Below are 16,628 nucleotides of genomic sequence, written 5' to 3' on the forward strand. Positions count from 1 at the left end.
TGCCACCTCGGGCCGGATGCCGGCCATATGTCGTTTGGGAATCCATATTTTAATCAAACGTCATCAAAAGGCAATGTGACTGACAGGCTCCTCCGCTCCGCGCTAGCCGTCGAGAAGGTTCAAGGCCTGCGCGTCCGCAGGCCGGACCGCCCTGCCGGCTTCCTTTCCCTCCCGCAGCAGAATGAAAGTCGGCCACAGCTTGACGCCGAACTGCCGCCCCAGACGCCGGCCGCGCCCGTCCTCCAGCGCCAGATGCCGCACCTCCAGATGCGTAGCCAGAAACGCGTCGAGCAAAGGCCGGGAACGCTGGCAATGCGGGCAGCTGTCGATGCCGAACTCCAGCAGCGTCAAGCCCGGCAGCGCCGCCACCTCGTCGGCGCCGGGGTGGTCTGATCGATAATGGTTCATTGCGCGCTCCATGCAAAACACCCGCAATACGCGGGTGTTTTCAGTGTGGTCCGGATGGACTGCGCCGGCAAGCCGGCAGCCAAGGCCCCAGTCAGCGCTCAAACCGCCAACGGGCTGCCCAGCTTCAGCTTGCCCACCAGCCAGGTGTGGTCGTAGCTGACGATCTCGAACGGATTGCCGAAGGGGTCGACGAAGGACAGCGCGCAGAAGAAACGGTGATCGCGCACCGAATCGCGGGCGATGCTCTGGCCTTCGCGGTTGACCACGCGCTCGCCGGCCAGTTGGTCTATCCATTCGACGAACTCCTGGCCGCTGACCACGAAGGCCACCGCGCCCTGCGCGCCGGACGGCGCCGCGTCGGCGTCTTCGCTGAGCGCCAGCCGCACATTGCCGCTGGCATTGGCCAGCATGGCGTTGTTATGCTCGCCGTCGGTCTTATAGCGGGCGTCCTGAGTCAGCCCCAGCACGCGCTGATACCATTTCAGGGCGACAGCCACGTCCTTGACGCGGATATGGATGTGATCGATTTTGCCTAAGCTCAGCATGCCTACCTCTTGATGTGCCGTGTGTCTGGCGCCGGCCGCGGCCGGCGCATCGTTTTAGTCTATCAGCCCTGATCCCGCGCCAGCAGCGGCGCCAGGTAACGGCCGGTGTGGCTGGCCGGATGGGCCGCCACTTGCTCCGGCGTGCCGCTGACCAGAATCTGGCCGCCGCCGGCGCCACCCTCCGGCCCCAAGTCGATCAGCCAGTCCGCGGTCTTGACCACGTCCAGATTGTGTTCGATCACCACCACGGTGTTGCCGCTCTCGCGCAGGCGATGCAGCACTTGCAGCAGCAGGTCGATATCGTGGAAGTGCAAGCCGGTGGTCGGCTCGTCCAGAATATACAGCGTTCGGCCGGTATCGCGCTTGGAGAGTTCCAGGCCCAGCTTCACCCGCTGCGCCTCGCCGCCGGACAGCGTGGTGGCGCTCTGGCCCAGGCGGATATAGCCCAGGCCCACGTCCATCAAGGTTTTGAGCTTGCGCGCCACCGGCGGCACCACGGCGAAGAATTCCAACGCCTGCTCCACCGTCATCTCCAGCACTTCCTGGATGCTCTTGCCCTTGTAATGCACTTCCAGCGTCTCGCGGTTGTAGCGCTTGCCGTGGCAAACGTCGCAAGGCACGTAGATGTCCGGCAGGAAGTGCATTTCCACCTTGATGACGCCGTCGCCCTGGCAGGCCTCGCAGCGGCCGCCCTTGACGTTGAAGGAGAAGCGGCCCGGACCATAGCCGCGCTCGCGCGCCAGCGGCACGCCGGAGAACAGCTCGCGTATCGGCGTGAACAGGCCGGTATAGGTGGCCGGGTTGGAGCGCGGCGTGCGGCCGATCGGGCTCTGGTCGACGTTGATCACCTTGTCCAGCTGATCCAGGCCCTTGATCTCGCGGTACGGCGACGGCTCTTCGCTGGCGCCGTTCAGGTCGCGCGCGGCGATCTTGTACAACGTGTCGTTGATCAGCGTGGACTTGCCGGAGCCGGACACGCCGGTGATGCACACCAGGCCGCCCAGCGGCAGGTTCAGCGTCACATCCTTCAGATTATTGCCGGTGGCGCCGATCAATTGCAGCATGCGCTCCTCGGAGAGCTCGCGGCGGCCGCCCGGCAGGGCGATCTTGCGGCGGCCGGACAGGAAGGCGCCCGTGACCGAGTTTTCGCAAGCCGCCACTTCATCCGGCGTGCCGGACACCAGCACCTCGCCGCCGTGCTCGCCGGCGCCGGGGCCCATATCCACCAGGTAGTCCGCCTCGCGGATGGCGTCTTCGTCGTGCTCCACCACGATCACGCTATTGCCCAGGTCGCGCAGCCGCTTCAGCGTGCCCAGCAGGCGGTCGTTGTCGCGCTGGTGCAAGCCGATGGACGGCTCGTCCAGCACATACATCACGCCGGTCAGGCCGGAGCCGATCTGGCTGGCCAGCCGGATGCGCTGCGCCTCGCCGCCGGACAAGGTATCGGCGGAACGGGACAGGTTCAGGTAATCCAGACCCACATTATTGAGGAAGGACACCCGCTCGCGGATTTCCTTGACGATCTTTTCCGCCACCGCCTGTTTCTGGCCGGTGAACTCCAGGCCGTCGAAAAAGGCCGCGGTATCCTTCAGCGGCAGCTGGTTGATGTCATGCAGGGTGCGCTTGCCGATGAACACATGGCGCGCCTCCAGCCGCAGACGCGAGCCGCTGCAATGCGGGCAGGCCTGGTTGTTTTGATACTTGGCCAGCTCCTCGCGCACCGCCATAGAGTCGGTTTCGCGGTAGCGGCGCTCCAGATTGGGAATGATGCCCTCGAAGGGATGGGCGCGGCTGAACTTGGTGCCCTTCTCCGACATATAGCTGAACTCGATGCTGTCGCGGCCGGAACCATGCAGCACCACATGCTTGACCTTCTCCGGCAAGTCTTCGAAAGACAGATCATTGACCGAGAAATCGTAATGCTCGCCCAGCGCCAGCAGCATCTGGTAGTAGAACTGGTTGCGCTTGTCCCAGCCCTTGATCGCGCCGGAGGCCAGGCTCAGCTCCGGATGCGCCACCACGCGCTTGGGATCGAAGAAGGTGATCTCGCCCAGGCCGTCGCACTTGGGACAGGCGCCCATCGGATTGTTGAACGAGAACAACCGCGGCTCCAGCTCCGGCAGGCTGTAGCTGCACACCGGGCAGGCGAACTTGGCCGAGAACCAGTGCTCCTTGCCGCTATCCATTTCCACAGCGATGGCACGGCCCTCGGCGTGGCGCAGCGCGGTCTCGAAGCTCTCGGCCAGGCGTTGCTGCATATCGGCGCGCACCTTGAGGCGGTCTATCACCACCTCGATGGTGTGCTTCTTGTTCTTGTCCAGCTTGGGCACCGCGTCCAGCTCGTACACCTCGCCGTCCACCCGCACGCGGACAAAGCCCTGCGCGCGCAGGTCGTCGAACAGGTCCAGGTTCTCGCCCTTGCGGCCGACGATGACCGGCGCCAGGATCATCATCCGCGTTTCTTCCGGCAGCGCCAGCACGTGGTCCACCATCTGGCTGACGGTCTGGCTGGACAATGGCTCGCCGTGCTCCGGGCAATGCGGATCGCCCACGCGGGCGAACAGCAGGCGCAGATAGTCGTGAATTTCGGTGACGGTGCCGACGGTGGAGCGCGGGTTGTGGCTGGTGGCCTTCTGCTCGATGGAGATGGCCGGGCTCAAGCCCTCGATCAAATCCACATCGGGCTTTTCCATCAGCTGCAAAAACTGGCGCGCGTAGGCCGACAGGCTTTCCACGTAGCGGCGCTGGCCCTCGGCGTACAGGGTGTCGAAGGCGAGCGAGGACTTGCCGGAGCCGGACAGGCCGGTAATCACGATCAGCTGATGGCGCGGCAGATCGAGATTGATGTTCTTCAGATTGTGGGTGCGGGCGCCACGGATGCGGATGCTGTCCATAAGAAGCTGTTACTCACCGTCGGTCAGGGAACCTGTTAATATACCCGACTTGACCGGGCAGGCTCCACCCATCTGTGCGGGAATGGCGTCAAACTCGTGGTTTCCGCGTCATCCTTTTGCCCTCCAGGTCGTTAAAACCAGAACCCAACACCGCCAACGAATCTCGATTACCGCATGAACGCCACCGAATTGCGGGCCAGCCTGGGGCTGGCCGGTATCTACGCCTTGCGCATGCTGGGCATGTTTCTGATTCTGCCCGTCTTCGCGCTTTACGCCAAAACGCTGCAAGGCGCCGACAACCATACCCTGATCGGCCTGGCACTGGGCAGCTACGGCCTGACCCAGGCCATTCTGCAGCTGCCGCTGGGCATGCTGTCCGACCGCATCGGCCGCAAAAAGGTGATCTACGGCGGCCTGATCCTGTTTGCGCTGGGCAGCTTCGTCGCCGCCGGCGCGCACGATATCGCCACGCTGACCATAGGCCGGGTCATCCAGGGCGCCGGCGCCATCTCCGCCGCCATCACCGCCCTGCTGGCCGACCTGACCCGCGAAGAAAACCGCACCAAGGCGATGGCGATGATAGGCATGTCCATCGGCACCACCTTCGCCGCCAGCCTGGTGCTGGGCCCCATCCTGGCCAAATACATAGGCGTCAACGGCATCTTCGCCCTCACCGGCGCGCTATCGCTGGCCGCGCTGATAGGCGTGTGGCTAATCATCCCGGACCCGGTGCAGTCCCGTTTCCATTCGGACACCGAAGCCAACGCCAAGCGCCTGCCGGCCGTGTTGAAAAACAGCCAGCTGCTGCGCCTCAATTACGGCATCTTCGCGCTGCACGCGGCGCAGATGGCCATGTTCGTCACCGTGCCCTTCGCGCTGATCAAAACCGCCCATCTGGACAAATCCCAGCACTGGCAGGTTTACCTGCCGGTAACGGTGATCGGCTTCATCCTGATGGTGCCGGCCATCATTTACGGCGAAAAGAAGGCCAAGCTCAAGCAGGTTTTCGTCGGCGCCATCGCGCTGATGACCGCCGCCCAGCTGGGCATGGCGCTGGCGCTGGACAGTTTCTGGATGATCGCCATCTGGCTGTCGCTGTATTTCATCGCCTTCAACATCCTGGAAGCCACCCTGCCCTCGCTGATCTCCAAGATCGCCCCGGCCGACGCCAAGGGCACCGCCATCGGCGTGTACAACACCTCGCAATCCTTCGGCCTGTTCCTGGGCGCGGCGGCCGGCGGCTGGCTGTACAGCCACTACGGCCCGGCCGGCGTGTTCGGCTTCACCACGCTGCTGATGCTGTCCTGGCTGGTATGGTCGTTAGGCATGCAGCCGCCCAAAGCGGTGCGCTCGGTGATGTTCCATATCGGCGAAGCCTGGCATGGCGACGCGGACACCCTATCGCACGAGTTGGCCAGCGTGGCCGGCGTGCACGAGGCCGTGGTGGTTCTGGCCGACCGCGTGGCTTATCTCAAGGTATCGCAACAGCAATGGGATGAAACGGAAGTGAAGCGCCTGATCGCCGCCACCTTCTAAACCCGGATGGCTGCAAACAACAAGGGCGGCCCGCTGCACAGCGGGACCGCCCTTGTTACATCCGCAGCCGGATGATTACTTCTGCGGCTGCGCCGGCTCGGCCACGTAGATTTCCACGCGGCGGTTCATCGCCCGGCCGGACACGGTGCCATTGTCGGCCACCGGCTCGCGCGAGCCTTTGCCGTCTATGCCGATGCGGCCGATGTCCACCCCGCGGGACGCGATATAGCTCTGCGTCGCCTTGGCGCGGTTGATCGACAGCGGCTCGTTGATGGCGTCGGTGCCGGTGTTGTCGGTATGGCCGATGATGTTGACCGAGGTCACCGGGTTTTGCTGCAGCGTCGTCGCCAGCTTGTCCAGCACCGGCTTCAGGCTGGGCTTGAGCGCGTAGCTGCCGGTGTCAAAGGAGGCGTCGCTAGGGATATTGATCTTCAAGCGGTTGTCGGCAGTCTGGCTCACGCCTATGCCGGTGCCCTTGGTGGCCTGCTCCATCGCCTCTTTCTGCTTCTGCATGTGCTGCGACCACATATAGCCGCCGCCCGCGCCCAGCAGGCCGCCGATGGCCGCGCCGGTAGCCGCGCTGCGGCCGCTATGGCCGCCCGCCGTCAAGGCGCCGATGGCCGCGCCCACAGTGGCGCCGATGGCCGCGCCGCCGCCCACGCCCTTCTGCGTGTCGCTCATATTGGCGCAGCCGCCCAAACCCGCCACGCTTGCGGCAACCAAAAGCGATACCAGCGTATTCTTCATCATGCTCTCATCCTTTCAAACAGATTCGAAAACAGACCGCGCGGAGGCCCACAGGTTCCCCTGCCGCTCGCCAAACTTGCACATTGTTTTACAGATTACGCCCAATCCCGCCGCAACCCAAGAAATGCCGCCGCGGCGGACATCCGCCCTGGCTGCCGCCCCGGCCCGGCGCAATCCATCGCCATAAAGCCTGGATCAAGGCGGCAAATTTCCCTCCAAAGCCATCCGAGCCGGAACCATAGCCGTGTATAATGCTCCCCAATCGCCAGGCTTGGTCCATGCGGCGAATGCGCGACAAGCGACCCCGCGCTCAGCTGGCCTTTTGGTAGAGGCGCTGCCGCTGCCGCGGAAAAGTTTGGGGTAAGATCAGCGGATGCCAGACCGCGCCCCCGCCCCAACAAGCGCATGCCGACCATGGCGCAGGCCGAACAGTTTGAATTTATCCGGAGAATTGAATGAACAGCATCACCTTTGACGGCCGCCTGGCCGCCGACGCCGAACTGCGCTACACCCCGAGCGGCGAACCCGTTCTGTCGTTCCGCGTGGCCAGCGACATCGGCTTCGGCGAACGCAAGTCCACCAACTGGTTCAGCTGCCAGGTATGGGGCAAGCGCGGTGAATCGCTGAAGAACTACCTGGCCAAAGGCCAACAAGTGACCGTATACGGCCAACTGACCCTGCGCGAATGGCAGGACAAAGACGGCAACAAACGCCTGTCCCCGGACGTGCGCGTCAACGAACTGAGCCTGCAAGGCGGCCGCAATGAAATGGGCGCCTCCTCCGGCGGCATGGGCGGCGGCATGGATGATGGCTACGGCTACAACGCCCCGGCCCCGCGCCAGGAAGCCCCGGCCGCCCCGCGCCGCCAGGAGCCGAAAGCCGCTCCGCGCATGGACGACATGGACGACGACATTCCGTTCTGAGAGGAACCAGATCGTTAGTTGTTAAATAAGACCGAAAAACTCTGTGCAATCAGTAGATTGCACTTGGTTTTCCCGGTCTTTTTCTTTACGTTCAAAATTTACATCACCGGAACCGTGCCGCTATCGTAAAGTCCTGTCATCTGACGAGCCAGGAGAAGTGCGGTGATCACGTTTTCCATTCGTGTAGTACGGATGCAGTCCGGTGAGCACATCCCCCTGCTCGTGTCCGGCGGCCCCCTCGGACTACCAGTTCCCCTCGCAACCCGTTATGTCCTGGCCCAGTTCCGGCCCAAGGGCCTGTAAAGTCAGCAGCACCCGCCAACGGCTCTCCGCCTTAGCCCTTGCCTACAACACTTTCTTTGCTAAGCATGGTATCCAACTTGACGAACGGGCAGCCAAGCATCAGTTCCCAAGTCAGAAGGAGTTGGTAGCCCTCTCCGATTACTGTCAGCAGTCGCAAAAGAATGGGCAACAACGCGCAGTCGGCTCCGACTATGCAGTGCTGACCCACTCAGATGAGCACGATTGCAAATCAGGACTTCACAAATGATTACTGTTTAATTACAACACAAGGACAAGCAGGAAAAATTTTTGTGTAACACCGTTTACAAAAATATGCCATTTAGTTATTATTGATTCGCTACACCATTTGACTCAATAACCAGTGCCATAGTTTTGCATCATTTATGGCTTTTGGTGAAAACTTGACATGTATTAATTAGCCTCATAAAAAGTACATTCAATTCAAGATTGAAAGTCAGAGCATAGCAACCGTGAGTCAATATTGCAGCACGTGTTAATTTTGGGAATTCTTAGGAGGAATAAAATGCAAGAACTGGACATCAATACAATTGACTACATTTCCGGCGGCGGATACGGAGATAATTTCAATCAATGCATGGCTACTAACCTAACCGGCAGTGGCTTGGCAAGGTCATTTGCATTTGGAGCTATCGGCGGTGCCGTCGGAGGCTTTGCTCTTGGCGGCCCAATTGGGGCTGCCATCGTTGGCTTTTCCGCCGGCGGAATAAGCGTAGGAAGATCTGCCCTGCGTACAATGGAAAGATGTGCCATCATGCAGTAATTTTTTCCAGAAAGGTCCGAAATTTTCGGATCTTTTCGCATCTAAATTAAATATTATGAAAAAAATATACCAATGCCCCAATTGCAAAAATGCCTCTTTTTCATTTTATGAAAAACTGAGCATCGGACCAGCATCCTATCGCATTTGCCCCTACTGCAAAGAAAACATTTCCGTACCTATCCTTGCTAGCACTATATCAATCGCACCATTTATACTATCAATAGCATCTCCTCTATACTTGGGCTGGCATTGGAAATGCCTTGTTATATTCGGACTTTCATTTTTACTGACCACCATTCTATGGAGTCGATTTACACCCCTTGTTATCAAAAAAAACCATGGCCTGAATATTTCAAAATGGTGGTAGATACATGACTATTGGTTAGTGAGATGGGCACCTCACTCCGCAACCAACTAGGCGTTGAACAATCACAAGATGATGCCGTAAGAAAGAGGCCAGCTGCTTGGCCGTGCGCGACGAATCGCCAGCCTCGACAGCCGCTCGCATCACCGTGAACTAGGCGCATAGCGGCAATGGCATTGCAAGGTCGTATGAAGAATACTGTGTAAACCAACCATTACTGAACCGCCCCGGGTTTCGCGGAGGCTGTTTTGTGTGAGTCAGACCAGCACGGCCTGCTCACTCAGACTGCGATAGTAGTTTGCTTCTGCCTCCGCCGGTGGAATGTAACCGATCGGCGCCAGCAAGCGGTGGTGATTAAACCACGCCACCCATTCCAACGTCGCCAGCTCCACCGCCTCCAGGCTCTTCCACGGCCCGAGCCCGTGAATGACCTCCGCCTTGTACAAGCCATTGATCGTCTCGGCCAGCGCGTTGTCGTAGCTATCGCCCGTGCTGCCGACTGAGGGCTCGATGCCCGCCTCGGCCAGCCGTTCGCTCTAGCGGATCGAGACATATTGCGAGCCGCGATCACTGTGGTGGATCAAAGCGTCGCGACTCGGCTGCCGCGCCCACAGCGCCTGCTCCAGCGCGTCGAGCACAAACTCGGTGTGCATGCTGCGACTGACGCGCCAGCCAACGATAAAGCGGGCGAAGACGTCAACGACGAAAGCGACGTAGACGAAACCCTGCCAGGTCGACACATAGGTGAAGTCCGAGACCCATAGCTGGTTTGGCCGCTCCGCGACAAACTGCCGGTTGACCCGGTCGAGCGGGCACGCTGCCGCCGGATCGGGGCGAGTAGTGCGAACCGCCTTGCCGCGGATCACGCCACGCAAGCCAAGCTGCCGCATCCGTCGCTCGACGGTGCAGCGCGCCACCGCGATCTGTTCGCGCCGGAGCTGACGCCAAACCTTGTCGGCGCCATACACCTGTTGGTTGATCTGCCAGACACGCTCAATCTCGACGCTTAATCTGTCGTCACGCTGGGCTCGAGGGCTGCGCAAGGCAGGGTCTCGCTGCCGGGCGATATAGCGGCGATAGGCGGACGGGGCGACCTGCAAGACCCGGCAGATCGGCTCGACCCCAAGCGTGTCGCGGTGCGTGTCAATGAAGGCCCTCACGACTTGAAGCGGCGGTCGAGCTCCGCCTGCGCGAAAAATGCGCTGGCCAGCCGAAGGATTTCGTTGGCCTTCTTCAGTTCGCGCACTTCGCGCTCGAGTTCTTTGACGCGGGCGGCTTCGGTGCCTGCCGGGCCATCGTTCTGACCGGTATTGCGCTCTTGCTGGCGAATCCAGCGGCGCAGTGTTTCAGCGGTGCAGCCGATCTTGGAGGTGATCGAAACGATCGCGGCTCACTGCGACTCGTACTGATCCTTAGCGTCAAAGACCATGCGCACAGCGCGCTCGCGAACTTCCGGGGAAAACTTGGTGGATTTGCTCATAGCTCCATTCTCTCAAGTGAGGGAGCCTCCGCGAAACCCGGGGCGGTTCAGTCCCACATCCTCAAAATGGCAGCACAAAAGGCAAATGATCTCCAATCAGGGTACGCCCTACGGGGGAACTGCCTGATTGGGATCGCGCGAAATCGGGCACGATAACCCTGCAGGCCCACCACGACGAAAATATCTTGGGAAAATCGTACACGTAGGCACTATAGCCGTGATCACGTAACGAACCCAGAGATGTTTCCAAATCGGTGGCATCGACCAGACGCTCAAATTTCTGCAGAGACAGAGTCGGCTGGCTCATCAAGTATCCATGCAGCAGGTGAAACGCAACGGGATCCACGCACCCTTGGTATTCCAGAGAGAGCTGGTCTCCACCATGAAGCTCAGCGGACAAGCGCAATAGCAGTTGCGCCGCCTCGATGTACGCAGCTTCGGCGGCAGCTTCCATCGAAATACCGCTACCAGTACCTCGTGTCCAGAGACCTCGAAGGTGGTCAAAGACAAAGCAGTGGGCCACGGGCGCATGAAGTCGCTCTGGATAGGTGAAAACCAAAGCCTGGTACTCAGCACCTCTGGATGTATGAGTCCTCCGCGAAGAAAAGGCCTGCTCCAATTCAGCGCATCGAACCGCCGACGCGAGATGGGTGATGCCTGGATAGAAGTTGTGTCGTTCGATACACTCATACAGCGCTGTACGATGCGCTTCGCGGAGCGAGGTGTGGGCAGCCAAGCCCGTAGTGTCCGAGCGGAAGCGCCGCCCAGCATCAAATGGCCCCAGAACGACCAATTCATGCGGGACGAGTCGGCGGTCGCTAGAGTCAAGCAGGTTCACAACCTCTACTTCTGGGCCTGCTTGGTCAGTTACGCCGACGATCCGCTCCACATGCCAGTGTTCGTCCGACAGTGCCTGCTTTGCTGTCTTTTCAGAGGTTCGCACACACGGTGCCGAACCCCACGCTGACAGGCGTTCGACACACTCCCCAATCAAACGAATAGCAGCTGCGGCAGGCTTTGAGCCTTTGCCTGAACAAACCGCCAATTCGTCCGGTTGAATATGAGGCACAAGGGCAGACCGGTGACAAATACCGAGCTCATCACACTGCTGATCGTCGGCACCGTATAGAACCCCCTTGCTCCATGCGTGCAAGTCAGCAGTATCAGTTGGCCGCAATGGTTCTAGATCCGTCGGCCAGCCCAGCGCCACCGTACGCCCGGACTCAAGCAACACTGCAGTGCGACACGGATCAGCACTATCAAGAAGTTGGACGACGGCGGCCTCCAGTCGTTGCGGGTGTCGGACCCAGAAGCCCGCACTGGTGGGTACTTCACGCCATCCGACAAGCGACTCGATTTCGGCGAGTGGACGACAGCGAGCAAGAACCTCAAGGTACGCCTGTACATCAGATTCTCCTGCAAACACCGGCCCAATGTGGAAGCCCTCTTCGCTCTCACCGCTCCAGACTATGGGGAACTCTAACGCGCCCTCCAAGGCCTGCTCTATCGCTTTCCGCCCGTCCGTCTGCATCAATACAACTTCACGCCCTGCAAAGCTCAAAAAGCTGGGACGAAACGGATCTTGTGGCAAAGGCTGGCTAGGTGGATCGCCGGCTCCATGCACTAGCACCAAATCTTCGTAGGCAACGTGATTGGGGTCATGGAACACACTGTTGGGAACACCATTTTCCTCCCCGACTTTAACCATCAGGTAGCGTGGGCACAGTTGCAGGTGTCCTTCGCTCATGGATGGCCACCCGCAGGTGACATCAACTCTTCAATGGCTGTCACAATTCCGTACGATTCTAGCGTGCGTAACAAAGGGGCAGATCGAATCAACGGTTCAGGGCCTGCTCCGAAATCAATCTCCTGCAGTTGCAGCCTGCCAGCTGCGGCAAGCATTCTTTGCTCCGCATCCACCAGCGATATTTTCAGAGCACGCGACAAAACTTCGATGACCATCATACGAGAACAAAGCATGGTCAAAAGCCAAGCAAACAAAACTTCGGACTCATCGAAATACTCGTCAACCATTCCAATGCGGGTCTTGTCCCCGAACCAATGCAAGCTGTCGACAACCGGTCCTGCCAAACCAGGGTGTCGATGCCCCAAAGCATCGCAGATAGTCTCCGTAAGGTACGAATTGGTTGCGAACGATTCGCTAGATGCTGCAGCCAGCAATTGGGCTGCGGGACGGTGATCGGCAAGATCGCTGATTAACGCAGGTAGGCGCTCAACCGCATTATCGCCCGAAAGCGAAGATTCAATAAACGTTGCCAGCTTCCGCGAATCGGCCCCCATGCCGGAACTCAAGCGCAGCGCCGCTAGGTAATGCCCCTCGTGAGGTTTGTAGACGATGCCTTTCGACCCTAACGCAGAGGTGTTGATGTCGCAAATTTGCCTAATCGACAGCGTGACAGCAATGTCGTCAAGGTAGAAGAGCGAGTGAATCAGACCATCATGAGGAGGAATCTCGCAGATGTAACCCGGATCGCAGACATGAGCATCATCAGCAACAAGCTCACCGGAGCATACACCGGGCGTGGTTTCTGGCCCATGCGGATGAAATTTGAACCGCACATGCACCCGTCGACCTACAACGACACCGAAGGCGCCACCAGCCATATGATCATGCACATACGCTTCAGATCCACGCCGCCAAAACAGCAGTTCAATGCGGAAGTCTCTCTCGCGGTGGATCGTGATTGTCGGATAGGCGAAGTCATTTTCAAGTGCAATGGCCGACGGCAGCTGCGTGCTCGCTACCTCACAAAAGAGGTCAAGTTTTGACAAGCGCTCGCATGCTTGGGTGTCGGAAATGGCGGTCTTGGCAATTTCATGAAACTGACGGTCGCCGCCCAATCCCTTCAAAACGGAGGCGGAAACATCAAGAGCAATGGCATGCAAGATGGATTTCATATGATTGAGTGAAGCAAACGAATCAGGATTGATTAGACGTAGGGATCGCGCCTACGGTGGCTGTTCGACTTCGCATGCACAACGGTACGACGGCCAAGGAAAGGGCCAGAAAAGCGTAGAGCCACCAGATGTCTTTTGGACGGACATGTAAAAGGAAGATCCACGACAAAGCGAACGTCATCGCCCCGAGTGCGTTCTCAACAAGGCCTTGTATAGAAATGGCACTACCGGAAATCGAGGCATCAATTGCCTCGTAAAATCGGTGGCGATAGTGCATCTCCGCGCACAACGCCGACACCATCATGATGGTGAAGAACAACCAGGCAGGCCAGCCGCTGGCAAGCGGAAGAATGATCAGCACGGGCAAAAACAACCACAGCATCAGATCACGCCAAGCCGGTCGTGCCTCGATATGTACGGAAACCTTGGGCGCGAACAGTGTCACAATCCCCGAAAGCAACTGTAGCGCTAATAGCAGAACCGGTGTTTTCTGCAAGGCGGGCACCAGTACCATGGCAGCGTTCGACATCGCTGCCGCAGATACTGTCCGCACCATTGAGATATTCAACACATCACCCCAGAGTTTGCGTCGGCGCAACTCGCGCGCGCAATCCCGGTAATGTTGGCTGATCGTTGCCTTCGCCAGAGGCTGCAGCTGTGGCCACAGGGCGTAAACATAACCGGCAGTCAACAGTGCCATGGCTATGCACAGCAACCAAACCGAATCCAGCCCCAGAATTAGGGTGGTGCCATATCCCAAGAGACTGCCGATCACCAGTGAGCCTGCGCGTACAAGCATCACCCAGCGAACCATCCTGGAGGCCTCGACCTCCGTACCAAGCTGTGCGGACCACACCATAATTTGAGTGGAAAACAGTCCGCTCATGAATGTTACGGCCAACCCCGCGAGCACGCTTGCGACACAAAGAGAAATAGTCGAGCCTTGCCCCCAGTAATACAAACCAAAGGCAACTGACCGGAGCAGCAACGAGCAAATCAGCGACCCCCTGGCTCCCCACCGATCCACAACATAACCAGTCGGCAGTTCAAAAATAAAAAGACTCATCCAAAACCAGAACAGGAGCAGGTTCGCGTCTGCTGCACTGCCCATCGACTGCGCAGCAAAGGCAGTAAACGCGAATCCCATGGCTGCCTCGAAAGCACCAATGGCGAATGCGGGAACATTAACGCGCAATAGAATGCGCTTGGTGATATCGGGGGAATGAACCATGAAATCTGCGCACCAGTGGGTCAAGAAAGTCGCGGTAAGTTAGGTCAATGACGCTGAAAAGAGGCCCACCGATGAGGGCAGGCCTCTGGGAGCCCAAAAAACCCTGCTAAAGATCAGTAGGGTTTGGCTTGAGCAACATTCTTCAGGGCCTTCTTGGTACTGACGCGAATAACATTAGGCTTTTGCATGGATTTCTCCTTGAGTGGGATTAGGATGAGCCGCCACTGCACATTGCGAGTAACGGCTTGAAGAATATAATCCTAAAAACCGCAGTCGCGCAATACCATTGGCATAAAATGTGAGCAGACCCGCCGATTTTGGAGGGCCCATTCCTGCCAGCATCTGTTTGAGATAGTTGCATGCCTGCTGTCAGACGGTGAGGACAGACAACTGCTCCGCAGCGCGGCTGGCCCAGCCCTGAAGCCAAACAGAGACTCGCATAAAGGCTGCCCGGGCGCTGGCGAGATGCGCGTGCATGCCCGTCAATGCGATGGTCGCTTTTCCGGCATGCTCCGTTTTCTGCCCTACCTGTAAGGGCTTGCAATCCAGAGCACGGCTGGCTCAAATTAATTGCACCCACCTGAAAGCTCCGGCTCAGATTACGTGCAACTGGAGTTGCAATCGACCCGCCTAGCTCACAATCCGTGTCGGCGGACTCAGATTATCTGCAACTACCAACTTGTCAGGTTGAAGCCTTGGACGATGCCATGTCTGGAAATGCCCGACGTCCCCCCACTTTCAGTAGCAGAGAGCTTTAGAGGTGTTAACAACCTTTTTGATCAACGGCACAGCTTGCTACAGACAAAAACCCGCGCTCATTGAGACGCGGGCTTTTTCATTTTCATTGACGTGGCAGGCGCTCTGCACTTATGTCGCGGCACGCCTAAGAATGGTCTGGTTGTGGCTTGCTCCTGCTTCTGCTCTTCGGCCGAAGCAGTCAGTCATGCCTTTGTGCTAGCATGGCTGTTCTTGATCCATTGCGGACATCTGCTTAAAGGGGCGAGGAGCTGATCCGCAGCGATAGCCACCCCATGGCCATCATGTGCCAACGCACCGTAATTTGTTGCCTCCCGGTCGGTCTACTGGGTGCTCGTGACCAACCACTACAACCGCGCGACTGCTACGCTGAGTCGCACTAGTTGACGCATTGATTAGAAATAGATCAGCCGCCTGATCATAGACAGCGTGTGCGACAACATTTTTATAGTAGATTCGTCAAGCAATCGGCCACGGAGGTACTTCGGTCGACGTGAGATGCAATCGAGGGGAGAAGGAGAGGCCTGCATGGAGGAGTTGGATCGCTTGGTCGATTCGTTGACATCCGAAGCGTCGGAGGCAGACCCTGAGGTCCTGCGGCAAAGAGCCAAGCTTGCAATGGTAGATGCATGGCGCGAGATCGTTCCCCAGCTTCGGTACAAGGCTGAGGCAGGCAGCATGGCCTGGCTGAGGCGTTATGAAGGCAGCGCGTTCGACCAATGCGCTCGGCGTATCACCCCGCTTACCAAATCGGACTATGGGCGGGGGCGCCCGACAGCCTCATTCCAGCGTTTCATCGACGAGGCAAACGCAATAGCCCGTGAGTCCAAGCTACTGGAAAAGCACTCGCTGGAGACTGTTGGGGTGCTACCGATAGGAACCGTCAATTCGTTTGCACTGTGGATCGCGCCAGACAGCGCCAATTCGAAGATGGCTGTCTTTCAACTCGGCCTTCATGAGTGCATCGACGGTCTGTTGCGCGCCGTAGTGGCCATCGAAGGTTGGCTGCCATTCGAGTTGTTCGACGACATCGACTTCAAATCAGACGGATGGCATGATAGCTACCGAGCGGCCATCGACGACTGCATCGACGCTCACGACGAAGTGATTTCCTTCGTAGAACACCTGCTGCTACGGACATTGTTCGTTGGCCACCCCCAGGGTATGCATCATTTTCCGCTGGCCACGTCTTCGAGGGAGCTGCACCGCATCCTCCTCCGCCACGTCGAGCTGTTTCGGATCGGCCACGAGATCGGACATGTCGTGGCTGCCGCCCAAGGCCCGCACGGGGCCGGTAGTTTACCGCTGCACATCGGACCTACAGTTGTGGCCGTTGCGCCATCGACACCGGAGGAAGAGTTCATCGCCGACATGATTGGGGGTGGAATATCCGATGCAGGCAGGCCGCAGCGTGGGCGGAGGATGTCTGCCGAGGTCTTCAGGTACGCAGGGGTAGCTCCGGATCTTTGCTTGTCTATGTTCGCGCTGCTAGAAGACGCCGTGACCGCATTAGGCGGTTGCCGAGTCGCCCTAGATTGGCACACGTCAGCACGTGCGCGCCGACAGGTCCGGCGAGACCTCCTCTCCGAGTGGGGAGACAAGCCAGGGATCGTACTCGGCCAGAGGCTGCAATTCGTGCTTGAGGCGGTGCAAAGGCTTATCCTGCCAAAGCTCAAAGAATGTATACAGCGCGGGGCCGCACTGAGTGCCGTGTGGCACGGCTAGAGGATTTAATCACGAC

11 protein-coding genes, 1 pseudogene and 1 other annotated feature are annotated in these 16,628 nt (G+C 58.8%); of the genes and pseudogenes, 4 read left to right on the forward strand and 8 right to left on the reverse strand.

The features are described 5' to 3' along the window. Positions 1 to 102: 102 nt before the first annotated feature. The 3 genes from NKT35_RS22060 to uvrA all read right to left on the reverse strand — a co-directional run bounded on the left by NKT35_RS22060 (position 103) and on the right by uvrA (position 3,847). Positions 103 to 408, reverse strand: a complete 306-nt coding sequence (locus NKT35_RS22060; protein WP_254297337.1) for a thioredoxin family protein — start codon at positions 406 to 408, stop codon at positions 103 to 105. 98 nt (positions 409 to 506) lie between these two features. Beyond that, the gene (locus NKT35_RS22065; protein WP_254297339.1) at positions 507 to 953 is read right to left on the reverse strand and encodes a VOC family protein; all 447 of its coding nucleotides are present in this window, start codon (positions 951 to 953) and stop codon (positions 507 to 509) included. Between the two features lie 62 nt (positions 954 to 1,015). Then, positions 1,016 to 3,847: an excinuclease ABC subunit UvrA gene (gene uvrA, locus NKT35_RS22070; protein ID WP_254297341.1), complete on the reverse strand. Its 2,832-nt coding sequence runs from the start codon at positions 3,845 to 3,847 to the stop codon at positions 1,016 to 1,018. 174 nt (positions 3,848 to 4,021) lie between these two features. Here uvrA and NKT35_RS22075 point away from each other — a divergent pair, with 174 nt between their 5' ends. Beyond that, positions 4,022 to 5,383 carry an MFS transporter gene (locus tag NKT35_RS22075; protein WP_254297343.1) on the forward strand — a complete coding sequence of 454 codons (1,362 nt, stop codon included), beginning with the start codon at positions 4,022 to 4,024 and terminating at the stop codon, positions 5,381 to 5,383. Between the two features lie 75 nt (positions 5,384 to 5,458). Here the strand turns inward: NKT35_RS22075 and NKT35_RS22080 are convergent, their stop codons facing one another. Beyond that, positions 5,459 to 6,133: a YiaD family glycine zipper/OmpA-like lipoprotein gene (locus NKT35_RS22080; protein WP_254297345.1), complete on the reverse strand. Its 675-nt coding sequence runs from the start codon at positions 6,131 to 6,133 to the stop codon at positions 5,459 to 5,461. Between the two features lie 452 nt (positions 6,134 to 6,585). On the opposite strand from NKT35_RS22080, the gene NKT35_RS22085 reads away from it, so the two are divergent. Continuing rightward, positions 6,586 to 7,053: a single-stranded DNA-binding protein gene (locus NKT35_RS22085; RefSeq protein WP_254297347.1), complete on the forward strand. Its 468-nt coding sequence runs from the start codon at positions 6,586 to 6,588 to the stop codon at positions 7,051 to 7,053. 826 nt (positions 7,054 to 7,879) lie between these two features. Continuing rightward, a complete protein-coding gene (locus NKT35_RS22090) occupies positions 7,880 to 8,137 on the forward strand; it encodes a hypothetical protein (RefSeq protein WP_254297349.1) in 258 nt (85 codons plus the stop codon). Between the two features lie 621 nt (positions 8,138 to 8,758). Here NKT35_RS22090 and NKT35_RS22095 read toward each other — a convergent pair. From NKT35_RS22095 to NKT35_RS22110, 4 genes and pseudogenes are all read right to left on the reverse strand, one after another. Continuing rightward, positions 8,759 to 9,981 (reverse strand): annotated as a pseudogene (locus NKT35_RS22095) (IS3 family transposase). After that, positions 9,587 to 9,703, reverse strand: a sequence feature (AL1L pseudoknot). Its footprint overlaps the pseudogene before it by 117 nt. Positions 9,982 to 10,042: 61 nt before the next feature. Continuing rightward, the gene (locus NKT35_RS22100; RefSeq protein WP_254297350.1) at positions 10,043 to 11,728 is read right to left on the reverse strand and encodes a YcaO-like family protein; all 1,686 of its coding nucleotides are present in this window, start codon (positions 11,726 to 11,728) and stop codon (positions 10,043 to 10,045) included. Beyond that, a complete protein-coding gene (locus NKT35_RS22105; protein WP_254297352.1) occupies positions 11,725 to 12,888 on the reverse strand; it encodes a hypothetical protein in 1,164 nt (387 codons plus the stop codon). The genes NKT35_RS22100 and NKT35_RS22105 overlap by 4 nt, the downstream gene beginning before the upstream one ends. A 34-nt stretch (positions 12,889 to 12,922) precedes the next feature. After that, entirely contained in the window at positions 12,923 to 14,131 is a 1,209-nt protein-coding gene (locus NKT35_RS22110; protein ID WP_254297354.1) for an MFS transporter, read from the reverse strand. Between the two features lie 1,284 nt (positions 14,132 to 15,415). Here NKT35_RS22110 and NKT35_RS22115 point away from each other — a divergent pair. Beyond that, the gene (locus tag NKT35_RS22115) at positions 15,416 to 16,612 is read left to right on the forward strand and encodes a hypothetical protein (protein WP_254297356.1); all 1,197 of its coding nucleotides are present in this window, start codon (positions 15,416 to 15,418) and stop codon (positions 16,610 to 16,612) included. The last annotated feature ends 16 nt before the right edge of the window (positions 16,613 to 16,628 follow it).

The sequence above is a fragment of the Chromobacterium sp. IIBBL 290-4 genome, assembly GCF_024207115.1.
GTDB lineage: Bacteria > Pseudomonadota > Gammaproteobacteria > Burkholderiales > Chromobacteriaceae > Chromobacterium.

Coding starts and splice junctions, on each gene's coding strand:
- NKT35_RS22060 (WP_254297337.1), bottom strand. CDS start 408: ATGAACCATTATCGATCAGACCACCCCGGCGCCGACGAGGTGGCGGCG.
- NKT35_RS22065 (WP_254297339.1), bottom strand. CDS start 953: ATGCTGAGCTTAGGCAAAATCGATCACATCCATATCCGCGTCAAGGAC.
- uvrA (WP_254297341.1), bottom strand. CDS start 3,847: ATGGACAGCATCCGCATCCGTGGCGCCCGCACCCACAATCTGAAGAAC.
- NKT35_RS22075 (WP_254297343.1), top strand. CDS start 4,022: ATGAACGCCACCGAATTGCGGGCCAGCCTGGGGCTGGCCGGTATCTAC.
- NKT35_RS22080 (WP_254297345.1), bottom strand. CDS start 6,133: ATGATGAAGAATACGCTGGTATCGCTTTTGGTTGCCGCAAGCGTGGCG.
- NKT35_RS22085 (WP_254297347.1), top strand. CDS start 6,586: ATGAACAGCATCACCTTTGACGGCCGCCTGGCCGCCGACGCCGAACTG.
- NKT35_RS22090 (WP_254297349.1), top strand. CDS start 7,880: ATGCAAGAACTGGACATCAATACAATTGACTACATTTCCGGCGGCGGA.
- NKT35_RS22100 (WP_254297350.1), bottom strand. CDS start 11,728: ATGAGCGAAGGACACCTGCAACTGTGCCCACGCTACCTGATGGTTAAA.
- NKT35_RS22110 (WP_254297354.1), bottom strand. CDS start 14,131: ATGGTTCATTCCCCCGATATCACCAAGCGCATTCTATTGCGCGTTAAT.
- NKT35_RS22115 (WP_254297356.1), top strand. CDS start 15,416: ATGGAGGAGTTGGATCGCTTGGTCGATTCGTTGACATCCGAAGCGTCG.